At 62.1% G+C, this 12871-nt stretch carries 12 protein-coding genes; 5 read left to right on the forward strand and 7 right to left on the reverse strand.

Annotated elements, in window-relative coordinates:
* The first annotated feature begins 171 nt into the window (after positions 1-171).
* On the forward strand, positions 172-711 hold the full coding sequence (locus tag C2U47_RS09010) for a gamma carbonic anhydrase family protein (protein WP_049636982.1): 540 nt from the start codon (positions 172-174) through the stop codon (positions 709-711).
* An 80-nt stretch (positions 712-791) separates the two neighbouring features.
* Here C2U47_RS09010 and polA read toward each other — a convergent pair whose 3' ends face one another.
* Complete coding sequence (polA, locus tag C2U47_RS09015; RefSeq protein ID WP_103261593.1) at positions 792-3545, reverse strand: DNA polymerase I; 2754 nt, start codon at positions 3543-3545, stop codon at positions 792-794.
* 401 nt (positions 3546-3946) lie between these two features.
* Between polA and elbB the strand changes: the two genes are divergently transcribed.
* The gene (gene elbB, locus C2U47_RS09020; RefSeq protein WP_043155674.1) at positions 3947-4597 is read left to right on the forward strand and encodes an isoprenoid biosynthesis glyoxalase ElbB; all 651 of its coding nucleotides are present in this window, start codon (positions 3947-3949) and stop codon (positions 4595-4597) included.
* A gap of 72 nt (positions 4598-4669) precedes the next feature.
* Here the strand turns inward: elbB and C2U47_RS23060 are convergent, their stop codons facing one another.
* The 4 genes from C2U47_RS23060 to fieF all read right to left on the reverse strand — a co-directional run bounded on the left by C2U47_RS23060 (position 4670) and on the right by fieF (position 8102).
* The gene (locus tag C2U47_RS23060) at positions 4670-4879 is read right to left on the reverse strand and encodes a cell division protein ZapB (RefSeq protein ID WP_010672454.1); all 210 of its coding nucleotides are present in this window, start codon (positions 4877-4879) and stop codon (positions 4670-4672) included.
* Positions 4880-5100: 221 nt separating this feature from the next.
* The gene (locus C2U47_RS09030; protein WP_010672453.1) at positions 5101-6381 is read right to left on the reverse strand and encodes a hypothetical protein; all 1281 of its coding nucleotides are present in this window, start codon (positions 6379-6381) and stop codon (positions 5101-5103) included.
* Positions 6382-6402: 21 nt separating this feature from the next.
* Positions 6403-7182: a serine O-acetyltransferase gene (gene cysE / locus C2U47_RS09035; RefSeq protein WP_010672452.1), complete on the reverse strand. Its 780-nt coding sequence runs from the start codon at positions 7180-7182 to the stop codon at positions 6403-6405.
* A gap of 8 nt (positions 7183-7190) precedes the next feature.
* A complete protein-coding gene (gene fieF / locus C2U47_RS09040; RefSeq protein ID WP_043155671.1) occupies positions 7191-8102 on the reverse strand; it encodes a cation efflux pump FieF in 912 nt (303 codons plus the stop codon).
* A gap of 87 nt (positions 8103-8189) precedes the next feature.
* Between fieF and C2U47_RS09045 the strand changes: the two genes are divergently transcribed.
* The 3 genes from C2U47_RS09045 (at position 8190) to trmL (ending at position 10769) form a co-directional block, all read left to right on the forward strand.
* On the forward strand, positions 8190-8882 hold the full coding sequence (locus C2U47_RS09045) for a response regulator (protein ID WP_043155668.1): 693 nt from the start codon (positions 8190-8192) through the stop codon (positions 8880-8882).
* Complete coding sequence (locus tag C2U47_RS09050) at positions 8879-10234, forward strand: ATP-binding protein (protein ID WP_043155667.1); 1356 nt, start codon at positions 8879-8881, stop codon at positions 10232-10234. Before C2U47_RS09045 ends, C2U47_RS09050 begins: the two co-directional genes overlap by 4 nt.
* A 70-nt stretch (positions 10235-10304) precedes the next feature.
* Positions 10305-10769, forward strand: a complete 465-nt coding sequence (trmL, locus tag C2U47_RS09055) for a tRNA (uridine(34)/cytosine(34)/5-carboxymethylaminomethyluridine(34)-2'-O)-methyltransferase TrmL (protein WP_039041146.1) — start codon at positions 10305-10307, stop codon at positions 10767-10769.
* 31 nt (positions 10770-10800) lie between these two features.
* Here trmL and dinF read toward each other — a convergent pair whose 3' ends face one another.
* Entirely contained in the window at positions 10801-12171 is a 1371-nt protein-coding gene (dinF, locus tag C2U47_RS09060) for an MATE family efflux transporter DinF (protein ID WP_049636981.1), read from the reverse strand.
* 14 nt (positions 12172-12185) lie between these two features.
* A complete protein-coding gene (locus tag C2U47_RS09065) occupies positions 12186-12812 on the reverse strand; it encodes an SCO family protein (protein WP_043155663.1) in 627 nt (208 codons plus the stop codon).
* Positions 12813-12871 lie beyond the last annotated feature (59 nt).

The following is a 12871-nucleotide window of genomic DNA, read 5'->3' on the forward strand; positions in this document are numbered from 1 at the left end:
GATGGAGGCGCATTATAGGGAGCGAATTCGTTCTGGCAACCCCTCCCATGCAATAAAATTGCAAAAATCGGCACTTTTTTAGTTATTCATATCCAAGCACAGCTTTTATACAAACTTATCCACAGAAACCGGTGTCGTCTTGCTAGAATGGCCGAAAACAAGGAGGCCAAGATGGACTTGCGACTAAGACCTTACAAGGGAAAATGCCCGCAACTGGGCAATCGGGTATATGTGGATCCCTGCGCCACCCTGGTGGGGGATATCCAGCTGGGCGACGATGCGAGCATCTGGCCCATGGTGGCCGCCAGAGGGGACGTCAACCATATCCACATCGGTGCGCGCAGCAACATTCAGGACGGTACAGTGCTGCACCTGACCCGCAAGAGTGCCAGCAACCCTGGCGGCTATCCGCTGCTTATCGGCGAAGATGTCACGGTCGGACACAAGGCGATGCTGCATGGCTGCACCATAGGCGACCGGGTACTGGTCGGCATGGGTGCTATCCTGCTGGATGGGGTGATCGTTGAAGACGATGTGATGATCGGGGCGGGCAGCCTGGTGCCACCAGGCAAGCGGCTCGAGGCCGGCTTTCTTTATATGGGCAATCCCGTCAAGCAGGCCCGCCCTCTCAAGCCGGCCGAGATCGCCTTCCTGAAGACCTCGGCCGACAATTATGTGCTGCTCAAGGATGAATACCTGCAAGAGGCCTGACCCTGCAGCCACAAACAGGAAGCCCGGCATGATGCCGGGCTTCTCTGCTTACTATAGCTAGCCAATCACTGTGGTCAGGATCAGTGGGCCTGATCCCAGTTGTCACCAGTACCCGCTTCCACGACCAGCGGCACATCCAGTTCGGCCGCACCCGACATCTTCTCTTTGATGAGGGCGATGTACTCTTCCAGCTTCTCTTCGCGGATCTCGAACACCAGTTCATCGTGCACCTGCATCAACATGCGGATCGACTGGTCTTCAATGCCCCGGATCCAGCCATCCACGTTGATCATGGCCCGCTTGATGATGTCGGCAGCCGTACCCTGCATGGGGGCGTTGATGGCGGCCCGTTCGGCCGCCTTGCGCAGGCCCGCGTTGCGAGACTTGATATCCGGCAGATAGAGGCGACGGCCAAACAGAGTCTCCACATAGCCCTGGGCGTCCGCCTGCTGGCGGGTACGCTCCATGTACTCCAGCACACCCGGGTAGCGCTCGAAGTAGAGATCCATGTACTTCTGCGCTTCGGCGCGACCGATCCCCAGCTGCTTGGCCAGACCGAAGGCACTCATGCCATAGATGAGACCAAAGTTGATCGCCTTGGCGCTGCGACGCATGTCGCTGGTCACCGCATCGAGCGCGACGCCGAATACCTCGGCGGCGGTCGCCTTGTGGATGTCCTTGCCCTGGGCAAAGGCGGTCAGCAGCCCCTTGTCACCGGAGAGGTGGGCCATGATGCGCAGCTCGATCTGGGAGTAATCCGCCGCCACCAGCTTGTAACCGGCGCACGGAATGAAGGCCTGCCGAATGCGGCGCCCCTGTTCGTTGCGCACCGGAATGTTCTGCAGGTTGGGGTCGGTGGACGACAGTCGACCGGTCGCCGCCACCGCCTGGTGATAGGAGGTGTGCACCCGCCCGGTCTGCGGCTTGATCATCAGCGGCAGCTTGTCGGTGTAGGTGGACTTGAGCTTGGCCAGCCCACGGTGCTCCATCAGCAGACGCGGCAGATCATAGGTCTCCGCCAGCTCGGCAAGCACCTCTTCCGCAGTGGATGGCGCTCCCTTGGGGGTCTTTTTGATGATCGGCAGCCCCAGCTTGGTGAAGAGGATTTCCCCAAGCTGCTTGGGCGAGGAGAGGTTGAACTCCTGCCCGGCCAGCTCGTGAGCCTGTTTCTCCAGCTCTGCCAGACGCACTTCGATCTCCTGGCTCTGCTGGTGCAGCAACTTGGGCTCGATGGTGGTACCGAGTCGCTCCATCCGTGCCAGCACCGGCAGCAGCGGCAGTTCGATCTCGCTGAACACCTTGGCAAGGCCCGGCTCGGCAGAGAGCTTGCCCCACAGCGTCTGATGCAGACGCAGGGTGATGTCGGCATCTTCCGCCGCATAAGGGGCCGCCTGCTCCAGCTCGATCTGATTGAAGGTGAGCTGCTTGACCCCCTTGCCGGCGATCTCTTCGAACGAGATGGTTTCGGCATTCAGATATCTGCGAGCCAGGGAATCCATGTCGTGGCGGCTGGCGGTGGAGTTGAGCACATAGGATTCGAGCATGGTGTCGTAGGCGATGCCCTGCAGCTCGATACCATGATTGAGCAGCACGTTGCGATCGTACTTGAGGTTCTGCCCCACCTTGAGACGGGTCGGATCTTCCAGCAGCGGTTTGAGCTTGCCCAGCACCACGGCCTCGGTCAGCTGTACCGGCGCCCCCAGATAGTCGTGGCCGAAGGGCACGTAGGCCGCCTTGCCCGGCTCGATGGCAAAGGAGACGCCCACGACGCGCGCTTCCATATAGTCGAGACTGGTGGTCTCGGTGTCGAAGGCAAACAGCGGCGCCGCCTGCAACCGTGCCAGCCACTCATCGAATTCGGCCTCATCCAGGATGCAGCGATAGTCGGTTTTGATGGTGACTGCCGGGGCGGCACCTTCATCATCACCCTCGGCGTCACTCTCCTCAGCGCCGCCGGACTCCAACTCTTTGATCAGGTTGCGCAGCTCATACTCGCGATAGACCGCCAGTAGAGCCTCTTTATCGATGGGGCCAAGCTGCAGCTCTTCCAGACTCTGCTCCAGCACCACGTCGGTCTTGATGGTGGCAAGCACATAGGAAAGGCGCACCTGCTCTTCCTGCTCGCGGAACTTGTCGGCAAACACCTTGGAGCCACGGAAGCCGAGCGCCGCCACCTTGTCGAGGTTGGCGGCGATCTCGTCGATGCTGCCGATCCCCTGCAGCAGGGCCAGTGCGGTCTTCTCGCCGACACCTGTCATGCCGGGAATGTTGTCCACCTTGTCCCCCATCAGCGCCAGGTAATCGATGATGAGCTCGGGCGGTACGCCGAACTTCTCGATCACCCCTTCCCGATCGGTCTTCACATCCTTCATGGTGTCGATCAGGGTGACATGGTCGGAGACCAGCTGCGCCATGTCCTTGTCGCCGGTGCTGATGAGCACAGGCAGCTGTTTCTCGGTCGCCTGACGGGCCAGGGTGCCGATCACGTCGTCAGCCTCCACCCCTTCGACCATCAGGAAGGGGAAACCCATTGCCTTGATCATCTGGTGAATAGGGGCGACCTGGCTGCGCAGATCGTCCGGCATGCTGGCGCGTGTTGCCTTGTATTCGGGATAGATGTCGTCACGGAAGGTCTTGCCCTTGGCGTCGAACACCACGGCCACGTGGCAGTCAGGGTACTGCTTGCGAAGGCTGCGCATCATGTTGGCCATGACACGGACGGCGCCGCTAGGCAAGCCGGTCGAGGTGCGCAGATCGGCCTGCTGCGAGGCAAAGAAGGCGCGGTAAAGATATGAAGAGCCGTCGACCAGAATAAGAGGGTTGCTAGAGGCCATGAAAATCGTCCTGCCAAGAATAAACAGCCGCTAGGATGCCACAGGGCCCGCACCACACCAAGGGGACTCCCACCATCACCCCGGCGCACCGGTGGGGCATATTGCTGTGGATAACTCTGTGCTCAAAAATGGCACCATTGCATCACGGCCGTGACAAAGCTGTGGATTAAAACAAAAAATATCTTTTAAAACATTGCGTTGAGATCATGAAAACTCAACATGACGCACGCATCATGATCTCGATCAATGTGGAAAAAAATTCAAGGGGGGTACTGAGGCAGGATCCAAAACGAAACAATCCTAGCACAGGGAGATGACTTGACCAGCGGAGGTCGAACGATAACCATACAAAAGTACAACAATCTACCCTGGCTCACATTTTCAACAACGAGGAGTCTGTCATGAAAAAAGTGGCCGTGATCTTGAGTGGTTGTGGCGTGTTTGACGGCGCCGAAATCCACGAGGCCGTCATCAGCCTGCTGGCGCTGGCCCGTCAGGGAGCATCCGTTCAATGCTTCGCCCCCAATGTCCCTCAGCTTCATGTCATCAATCACCTGACCGGCGAGGTCAGCGAGGGAGAGAGCCGCAACGTGCTGGTCGAGGCGGCCCGCATCTGCCGCGGCCAGATCAGAGATGCGGCTGAACTGGATGCAGCCGACTTCGACGCCCTGCTGGTGCCGGGCGGCTTCGGCGCCGCCAAGAACCTGTGTGACTTCGCCATCCAGGGCGCAGAGTGCCGCATCCAGCCGGATGTGCTGAAGGCCTGCCAGAGCTTTGCCAGAGCCGGCAAACCGGCCGCCTACATCTGCATCGCACCGGCCATGATCCCGCTCATCTATGGGGCAGGCACCCTGGCCACCATTGGCAACGACGAGGGCGCCGCCAACGCCATCGAAGCCATGGGTGGCAGTCATCTCGACTGCCCGGTGAGCGAATTCGTGGTGGATCAGGAGCGCAAGGTCATCTCCACCCCTGCCTACATGCTGGCCAACAATATTGTGGAGGCGGCGGACGGCATCGAGAAGACCGTCAAACAGCTACTGGCACTCTGATTGCCCGGCAGACCAAAACAAGCGGGCCGCTCAAGGAGCGGCCCGCTTTCATTCCGGTCAGTCTAGACGGGATCAGATGGCATCGCCCATCTGGTCCATCTTGCCCAGCAGGGCACGCAGACGCTCTTGCCAGGCAACGTGCTCGTTGCGCAGTTGGTGGTTTTCGTCTTGCAGCTTGCTGTTCTGCTCTTTCAGCTCGTCCAGCTCCATCTTCAGCAAGGAGATGTTGTCGACAGCGGATTGTACTTTGGATTCGAGTTGCTCAAGGACTTCTAGTGACATATGCATACCTGTATGTTCAATTGCGATGCCCCACAGAGGGCGATTCAAGCGCGTGGAGCCAGCATACCCTGATGCGCTCGGCACAAACAAGCCAGCACGTTGCAAAATGCGCCCTGCGGCCCGGTATTGCTTAAATATGCGTCGGTTTTTCTCGCAGGCAGCAGGAACCTCGATCCCGGGCGTCCGCCGTGGCACAACCCGCCCTCCTGCCGATGCCGCCATCAGCCATGCAAGGCGATGAAGCCCCCCATCATCAGACAGGCCACGGCGTACATCAACAGGCCGTAGAGCAGGTTCCAGCGCAGCAGCAGCCCGGCGCTCAGGTTGTAGCGGGACGCCAGTGCCAGATTGGAGCCGGAGAGCGGGCTCGTCCCGGTCGCCAGCCCCCACCCCATGAGGAAGCACATGCCAAGCAGGCTGGGATCCGGTGCCAGCGGCCAGAGCAGCGGCGCCACCCCCGAGATGCTGATGAGAGGATGCACGCCCACTATGGCCACCAGGAAGATCAGCAGCAGGGTCAGACAGGCTTCCAGCCAGCCGAAGTGGTTGAACAGCGGCAGGCCGTGGCCACTGCCAAAGTCCAGTACTGACAGCGCGCTGTTGATGCCAGCCGCCAGCAGGCCGGCCCCCAGAAACAGCACAAGCTGGCCACCGATGGCCGGGAAGCGCTCAACCACCTGGCGCTTGAGAGCAGCCCCTCGCCCCGCTTGCGGCATGAACAGCAAGGCCAGCAAGGGCGCCACCAGGGCGATCACCGCCAGAATGCTGAGTCCGGGCCAGAAACGGTGGATCACCAGCACCAGCAGTGCCAGGGTCACCGGTAGCCCCAAGGTCTGGAGCCGCAGCGGATAACCTTCAAAGGTCTCCACGCCGAGCCGCTCTACCTGCCAGGCCGTCAGCCCCATGGCCAGCAAGGCCGCCAGTATGCCAAAAGGCAGTATGCTGCCCAATTGCAGACCCGGTGCATAGGTGAGGGCCACTGCCATGGCGACGAAGAAGGGGGACCAAAATGCAGCCGCACAGAAGATCCGGCTCAGCACCATGACCTGACGCCGCTCCAGCGTCCCGTTGCGCTCCAGCCGATCGCCGATGATGAAGAGCACCGAAAGATTGATGACGGCCCCCAGTAGATTGAGGCTGGCCATGGTGCTCCACAGCCCCTTGCGACCGGACCAGGAGGCGGTGCCGGTCAAGAGGCCGGAGGTAGCCAGATTGAGGGTGCTCACTGCGGCAAACATGGTCAGCATGTTGATGTTCGGCAAGAGCCAGTCACCTGGGCTGAGGCTGGCCCCCCGCCACCAGGAAAAGAGCAGCAGCAGGAGCGCCGCGCCGTAGAGGGCCAGCGCCTGGCGCCGTGCGGCACCCACCAGCCAGGGCCAGGTGAGCAGGGAGGCGGCCCAGGCCGCGATGGCGGCGGGCCAGGGGGAGAAGTCCAGATAAAGGTGCAGCAGGTTGAGCAGCCACATCCCCAGGATCAGAAAGCCTGACCAGCGCTTGACCATACAACGGCCTCGGTCAGGGGATCAGAGGCACTGATCCATGTCCAGGGAAGGTTTGTCGCACTCGGGGCGGCCCACAATCCTGGCGGGCACGCCAGCGACCGTGGTGTGAGGCGGCACCGGGTTGATCACCACGCTGCCGGCACCGATCTTGGCGCCGACGCCCACCTCGATGTTGCCGAGCACCTTGGCCCCCGCCCCTATCATCACCCCTTCCCGGATTTTGGGGTGACGATCGCCACTCTCCTTGCCGGTCCCCCCCAGAGTCACACTCTGAAGGATGGAGACGTCGTTCTCGATGACGGCGGTTTCGCCGACCACGATACCGGTGGCATGGTCAAACATGATGCCCTTGCCGATGCGGGCGGCCGGGTGTACATCCACGCCGAACACCACGGAGATCTGGTTTTGCAGATAGAGCGCCAGGGCACGGCGTCCCTGACGCCACAGCCAGTTGGCCACCCGATACCCCTGAAGAGCATGGAATCCCTTGAGGTAGAGCAGCGGGGTGGAGAAGAGGTCGACCGCCGGGTCGCGATCCTGCACCGCGCAGATGTCGGCGGCCACTGCGGCCAGCAGCTCGGGCTCGCTGCGCAGGGCCAGCTCGATCACTTCCCGCAAGGCGATGGCAGGCATGGTGGTGCTGTCGAGCTTGTTGGCGAGCTGGAAGCTCAGCGCCGAGCGCAAATCCCGGTGATTGAGAATGGTGGAATGAAAGAAGCTGGCCAGCATGGGCTCCTGGGCCGCCATGCTCTGCGCTTCCTGCTGAATTTTTTGCCAGGTTCTGGCAACCAGATCATCCATGTTGCAGCCTACTGTTGTTCAGGGTGAGTGCTTTGTCGTTCTTTTGTCAGCACCGAGATGGGGTCCATGTGAATGATCACATCCATCCGCTCGAAGGCCTGGCGGACGGCCAGTTCAGCCTCGTCGGCTATCTGATGGGCCCTGACCAGAGGCAGTTGATCATCGAGTTCCAGATGCAACTGCACGAAACGGGTCGGCCCGGATTGGCGGGTACGCAGGTCATGTACGCCATGCACCCCCTCTACGGCGCAGCAGAGGGCCATTATTCTCGCTTGTTCCTCCTCTGGCAACTGACGATCGAGCAGGGCCTGCACCGATTCGTAGCCGATATGGACAGCCCCCCACACCAGGAATAGACCGATCAGAATGGCAAACAGGCCGTCGGCCCAGTACCACCCCTGCCCCGCCAGCACCAGTGCCACCAGCACGCCGCCATTGAGCAGCAGGTCGGAACGGTAGTGCAGCATGTCGGCCTTGATGGCCACACTGTTGGTCTTGCGGATGACAAAGCCCTGGAAGCTCACCAGCAGCAGGGTCAGCACGATGGAGCCGACGCTGACCCAGATCCCGGCCTCCAGGCGCACCACGGGCACCTGATTCAGCATCGACGAGATGCCGTGCATCACCAGCAGCAAGGCGGACCCCGAGATGAAGGCCGACTGCACCAGACCCGCCAGGGACTCCGCCTTGCCGTGGCCGAAGCGATGCTCTTCGTCGGCAGGGGCCAGCGCATAACGGATGGCCAGCAGATTGATGAGAGAGGCGCTGATGTCCATGAAGGAATCGGTCAGGGATGCCAGCAGGCTGGATGAATCCGTCATCAGCCAGGCGATCAGTTTGCCCAGGATGAGCAGGGTGGCGGTGGTCACAGCGGCCATGCTGGCCAGGGTGACCCAGCGGGAATAGTGTTGGTGGCTCAAAACCGGCTTTCCTCCGACGCGTAAAAACTTATTATACCCTGACCCGGACGTCAGTTTGGCGTGCAAAATCAACAGAGTGACTCCCAGATGAACAAAATACTCCTGGTCGACGACGATCTCGAACTGACCCAGCTGCTCACCGAAATCCTGACCCTGGAGGGGTTTGAGGTCACCGTCGCCGAGGATGGGGAAGAGGGATTGCTGCGACTGGCAGAACAGGCTTTCGACCTGGTGCTGCTGGACGTCATGATGCCCAGACTCAACGGTTTCGCGATGCTGACCCGGCTGCGCAAGACCCACGACACCCCGGTGTTGATGCTGACCGCCCGTGGCGACAGCCAGGATCGGGTCAACGGGCTGGAGGCCGGTGCCGACGACTATCTCGCCAAGCCGTTCGACGACAGGGAGCTGCTGGCCCGGGTGCGCGCCATCCTGCGTCGAACCCAGAGCCAGGCTCCCCAGCGCGGAGCCCCGGACGAGCTGAGATTCATGGATCTGGTGCTGCAGCCCGGCCTGCAACAGGCTCGCTGCGACGATCAGTTGCTGGAACTCACCGCCACCGAGTTCGGCCTGCTGGAGTGCCTGCTGCGCAATCCGGGCCAGATCGTCAGCAAGGGCCTGCTCTCCGAGCAGGTGCTGGGCAAGAAGCTCGAACCCTTCGATCGGGCCATCGACATGCACCTGAGCAACCTGCGCAAGAAGCTGCCGGAGCGGGCCGACGGCCAGCCCCGCTTCAAGACGGTGCGGGGACGAGGCTACCTGTGGCTGGAGCAGGCATGAAATCGGCCCGCACCTTCAACGGCCTGTCCACCCAGATCTTCCTCTGGTTCTGGTTCATCCTGCTGCTGGTCGTGGCCGCGGTGGTGATCCTCCCCACCCTGGACCCCCGCAATATCATCCCGCTGCCGGCCCACGAGGTCACCCGTCTCAACAACAACCTGGCGGCGCTGCAACGGGGCGCGGATCCCGAGCAGGATTTCGATCTGGCCAAGGCCATCGATGCCGCGGGCCTCTTGCCGGTGGACAACATCTATCTACGCGATGCCAAGGGGCAGATGCAGTCCAGCACCCGGCTGAGCAAGTTCGTGATCCGTTTCATGCTCGACTCGGACAACCCGGCCAAGCCCATGCTGGGCAGCGAACACCAGCGCGCCATCGCCGGCCCCTTCCAGATGGTCCATCACGGCCAGACCTATCACGTCTATTTCGGTCTGAACGTCGAAAACTCCTACCTGTTCCTCTTCATCCAGATCCTGGATCACCCCATCCAGATCCTGGGCATCGCCATGCTGGTCAGCACCCCGCTCTGTCTGTTGCTCGCCTGGCGCCTGACCCGCCCCATACTGCAGTTGCAGCAGTCGGTCTCCCAACTCGCCCAGGGCAACCTGGAAATACAGATCCCCAACCTGGGGCGGCGCGACGAGATAGGCCAGCTGGCCGAACATGTCAGTCGCATGGTCGATACCCTCAAGGACATGATCCAGAAGCAGAAGCAGCTGCTCTCCGACATCTCCCACGAGCTGCGCAGCCCCCTGACCCGCATCCAGCTCGCACAGGCGCTGATCCGCCGCAAGCAGGGGGACAGCGCCGAGCTGGCGCGCATCGAAGGGGAGATAGCCCGGCTCGACAAGCTGATAGGGGATCTGCTGGATCTGTCGCGGGTGCAGCAACATGTGGAGGCGCCGGTGACGCTGCCCCTGGCGGAGCTGCTGGAGCCCATCCTGGATGACGCCATGTTCGAGGCAAACCAGAACGGCAAACAGCTCAGGCTCCCTTCCCTGCCCGCCGAATCCCTCACCATGTGGCCGGAACTGCTGGCGCGCGCCCTGGAAAATCCCCTGCGCAACGCCCTCAAGTATGCCCGCGAGTTCATCAAGGTGGACTGGTACCGGGAGGGACGGGAATGGGTGATGACCATACGGGATGACGGCCCTGGCGTGCCGGTGGAGCAGCAGCCCCGGTTGTTCCTGCCCTTCTTTCGGGTGGACGATGCCCGCAACACCAAGACCGGGGGCACTGGTCTCGGCCTTGCCATCGCCGCCGAGGCGATCCAGCGTCATGGGGGGACCATCCGGGCCAGCAGCAATCAGCCGACCGGACTGGTCATCACCATCCGTCTGCCCATGCCCTGACCTCCCCCTTTTCATCGGCACGGGTGCTGGGTATGCTGGCGCCCGTTTCGCACCAGTCCAGGATCCTTCCATGCTCGATATCGTGCTCTACCAACCGGAAATCCCCCCCAACACCGGCAACATCATTCGCCTCTGCGCCAATACCGGCTACCGGTTGCACCTGATAGAGCCCCTGGGGTTCGAGTGGGATGACAAACGGGTCAAGCGGGCCGGGCTCGACTATCACGAGTTTGCCGACGTCAAGCGCTGGCCTGACTATGAGGCGTTTCTGGCGGCCGTCGCCCCCCAACGGGTCTTTGCCTGCACCACCAAGGGACGCACCGCCCACTCGGCGGCCCGGTTTGCCCCCGGTGACGCCCTGCTGTTCGGGCCCGAGAGCCGAGGCCTGCCCATGGAGATCATCGAGAGCCTGCCATTCGAGCAGCGGCTGCGCATTCCCATGCTGCCCCAGAGCCGCAGCATGAATCTGGCCAACGCCGTCGCGGTGTTCGTCTACGAGAGCTGGCGACAGTTCGACTATTCAGGCTCGCTCTGACCGCTGACGATATTGGCAAGGCGGCCAGGATTCAGACTGACTGCGCCGTCCCCTGCCCCGCCAGCAGCCGTCCACCCCGCTCCAGTCGCCAGCAGAGCCAGCCCAGCGTCAAGCCACGACCTGCCATCAGGGCACTCATGGCGGCCCACAGGGCCGCCACACCCCATCCCTGGCAGAGCCACCAGATGGGAAAGAAGCCGGCAAACACCGCCACCAGCATGCTGTTGCGCATCTCCCGGGCCCGGGTGGCGCCGATAAAGACCCCGTCCAGCAGGAAGCACCAGACCGCCAGCAGCGGCATGGCCACCAGCCAGGGGAGCTGACGTTGCGCCTCGGCGATCACCGCCGGTATGTCGGTAATGTGGCGGATGAGCCAGTGGCCCCCCAGGGCAAACGAGAGGGTGAATGCCAGGGCGATCAGCAGCGCCCAGCCCAGATTGAGGACGATGGCCTCTCGCAGCAGCGGCCGATCGCGCCGCCCGATGGCGCGCCCTACCATGGCTTCCACCGCATAGGCAAATCCATCCAGCCCGTAGGAAATCAGCATCAGGAAATTGAGCAGCACCGCATTGGCGGCCACCGCCACATCCCCCAGCCTGGCCCCCTGGAGAGTCATGAACACGAAGCAGAGTTGCAGGCACAGGGAGCGGATGAAAATATCCCGGTTCAGGGCGAGCAGCCGCAGCAGGGCCGGCCACTGGCGCCAGCGCTGCCAGGCGTTGTGCCACACCCCGGGATCAAGTCGGCGCAGATGCCGGCTCACCAGCCAGAACCCCACCCCGAGCGTGCTGTAATCCGCCAGCAGGGATGCTGCGGCCACCCCTTTCACCTGCCAGCCCAATCCCAGCACGAACCAGGCGTCCAGCACCATGTTGACGAGATTGCCCAGGATCAGCAGCAGCATGGGACTGCGTGCATCCTGCATGCCCAGCAACCACCCCATGATGACCAGATTGCACAAGGCCGCCGGGGCGCTCCAGATCCGCACCGATACATACTGACCGGCATAGGTCTGTACCTCGGAAGAGCCGCCACCGAGGGCGATGATGGCAGGCAGGAACGGCAGCAACAGGAGCAACAGCGCCATGCCCAGTCCGATCGCCAAGCCCAGGGCCCGCGCCAGGGTGTCGAGCTGCCCTTCGGCATGGGCTGCACCCTGAGCCTGGGCAGTCAGCCCTGTGGTGGACATGCGCAGGAAGCCAAGCAGCCAGAACAGCAGATTGATGAAGGTAGCACCGACCGACACGCCGCCGAGAAACCAGGCCTGGCCAAGATGACCGATCACCCAGGTGTCCACCAACCCCAGCAAGGGTGTGGTGACGTTGGAGAACACCATGGGCAGGGCCAGGGCGAAGACGGCTCTGTGGCGGCGAGGATCCTTCAGCCAGGCGGGAATCAGCATGGTGCGCGCCGGGATCACTCGCCAGCCAGCCGCACGATGCGCGCGAAGTCGGCCACCATGGCCTGCATGTCCACGTGGGGCACCTCACCCGGTGCCACTTTGGGTCGGAAGGTGGCCACCAGCTTCCCCTCGGGGTTGATCAGCACGATGGAGGCGGAGTGGTCGATCAGGTAGTCCTTGCGATCCCCTTCCACGATGGAATAGACCAGCCCCAGATTGCGGACCAGAGGAAAGAGGGCACTGTGAGGTGCGGTCGCCGCCTTGAACTCGGGCTCGAAGAAGGCGGTATAGCTCTTCAGGCGGGCGCTGTCATCCCGCTGGGGATCCGCCGAGATGAATACCACCTGGCTAGTGGGGGCTATCTTCTTCAACGCCGGATAGACGCTGCGCAGATCCGCCAGCGTGGTCGGACAGACATCCGGGCAGTAGGTGTAGCCGATGAACAGAAAGCTCCAGTGTCCCGTCAGGTTGGCAGGGGTAAAGGGCTGTGCATCCGCATCCGTGAGGGTAAACGGGTTGATGTCTCGCCCCGCCGGGTAGTAATCGGCCTGTTCCGGCACCGCGGGCTGACTCCAGTAATAAGTCGCAGCAATGGCGCCGATGAACAGCAACAGCAGCAGGTAAAAACGTGGTTTAACCATATAAAACAAAGCCTTGCTTATGTTAGAAGCCCAGGGGGCAAAACCGGTAGGGGTCATTG

Source organism: Aeromonas sp. ASNIH7 (genome assembly GCF_002903485.1).
Classification (GTDB): Bacteria; Pseudomonadota; Gammaproteobacteria; order Enterobacterales; family Aeromonadaceae; genus Aeromonas; species Aeromonas caviae.

Excerpts from the sequence above, each read along its gene's own strand:
- C2U47_RS09065 (WP_043155663.1), bottom strand. The coding sequence starts at position 12,812 with ATGGTTAAACCACGTTTTTACCTGCTGCTGTTGCTGTTCATCGGCGCC.
- cysE (WP_010672452.1), bottom strand. The coding sequence starts at position 7,182 with ATGGATGATCTGGTTGCCAGAACCTGGCAAAAAATTCAGCAGGAAGCG.
- C2U47_RS09010 (WP_049636982.1), top strand. The coding sequence starts at position 172 with ATGGACTTGCGACTAAGACCTTACAAGGGAAAATGCCCGCAACTGGGC.
- C2U47_RS09045 (WP_043155668.1), top strand. The coding sequence starts at position 8,190 with ATGAACAAAATACTCCTGGTCGACGACGATCTCGAACTGACCCAGCTG.
- trmL (WP_039041146.1), top strand. The coding sequence starts at position 10,305 with ATGCTCGATATCGTGCTCTACCAACCGGAAATCCCCCCCAACACCGGC.
- C2U47_RS09050 (WP_043155667.1), top strand. The coding sequence starts at position 8,879 with ATGAAATCGGCCCGCACCTTCAACGGCCTGTCCACCCAGATCTTCCTC.
- C2U47_RS23060 (WP_010672454.1), bottom strand. The coding sequence starts at position 4,879 with ATGTCACTAGAAGTCCTTGAGCAACTCGAATCCAAAGTACAATCCGCT.
- dinF (WP_049636981.1), bottom strand. The coding sequence starts at position 12,171 with ATGCTGATTCCCGCCTGGCTGAAGGATCCTCGCCGCCACAGAGCCGTC.
- elbB (WP_043155674.1), top strand. The coding sequence starts at position 3,947 with ATGAAAAAAGTGGCCGTGATCTTGAGTGGTTGTGGCGTGTTTGACGGC.
- polA (WP_103261593.1), bottom strand. The coding sequence starts at position 3,545 with ATGGCCTCTAGCAACCCTCTTATTCTGGTCGACGGCTCTTCATATCTT.
- C2U47_RS09030 (WP_010672453.1), bottom strand. The coding sequence starts at position 6,381 with ATGGTCAAGCGCTGGTCAGGCTTTCTGATCCTGGGGATGTGGCTGCTC.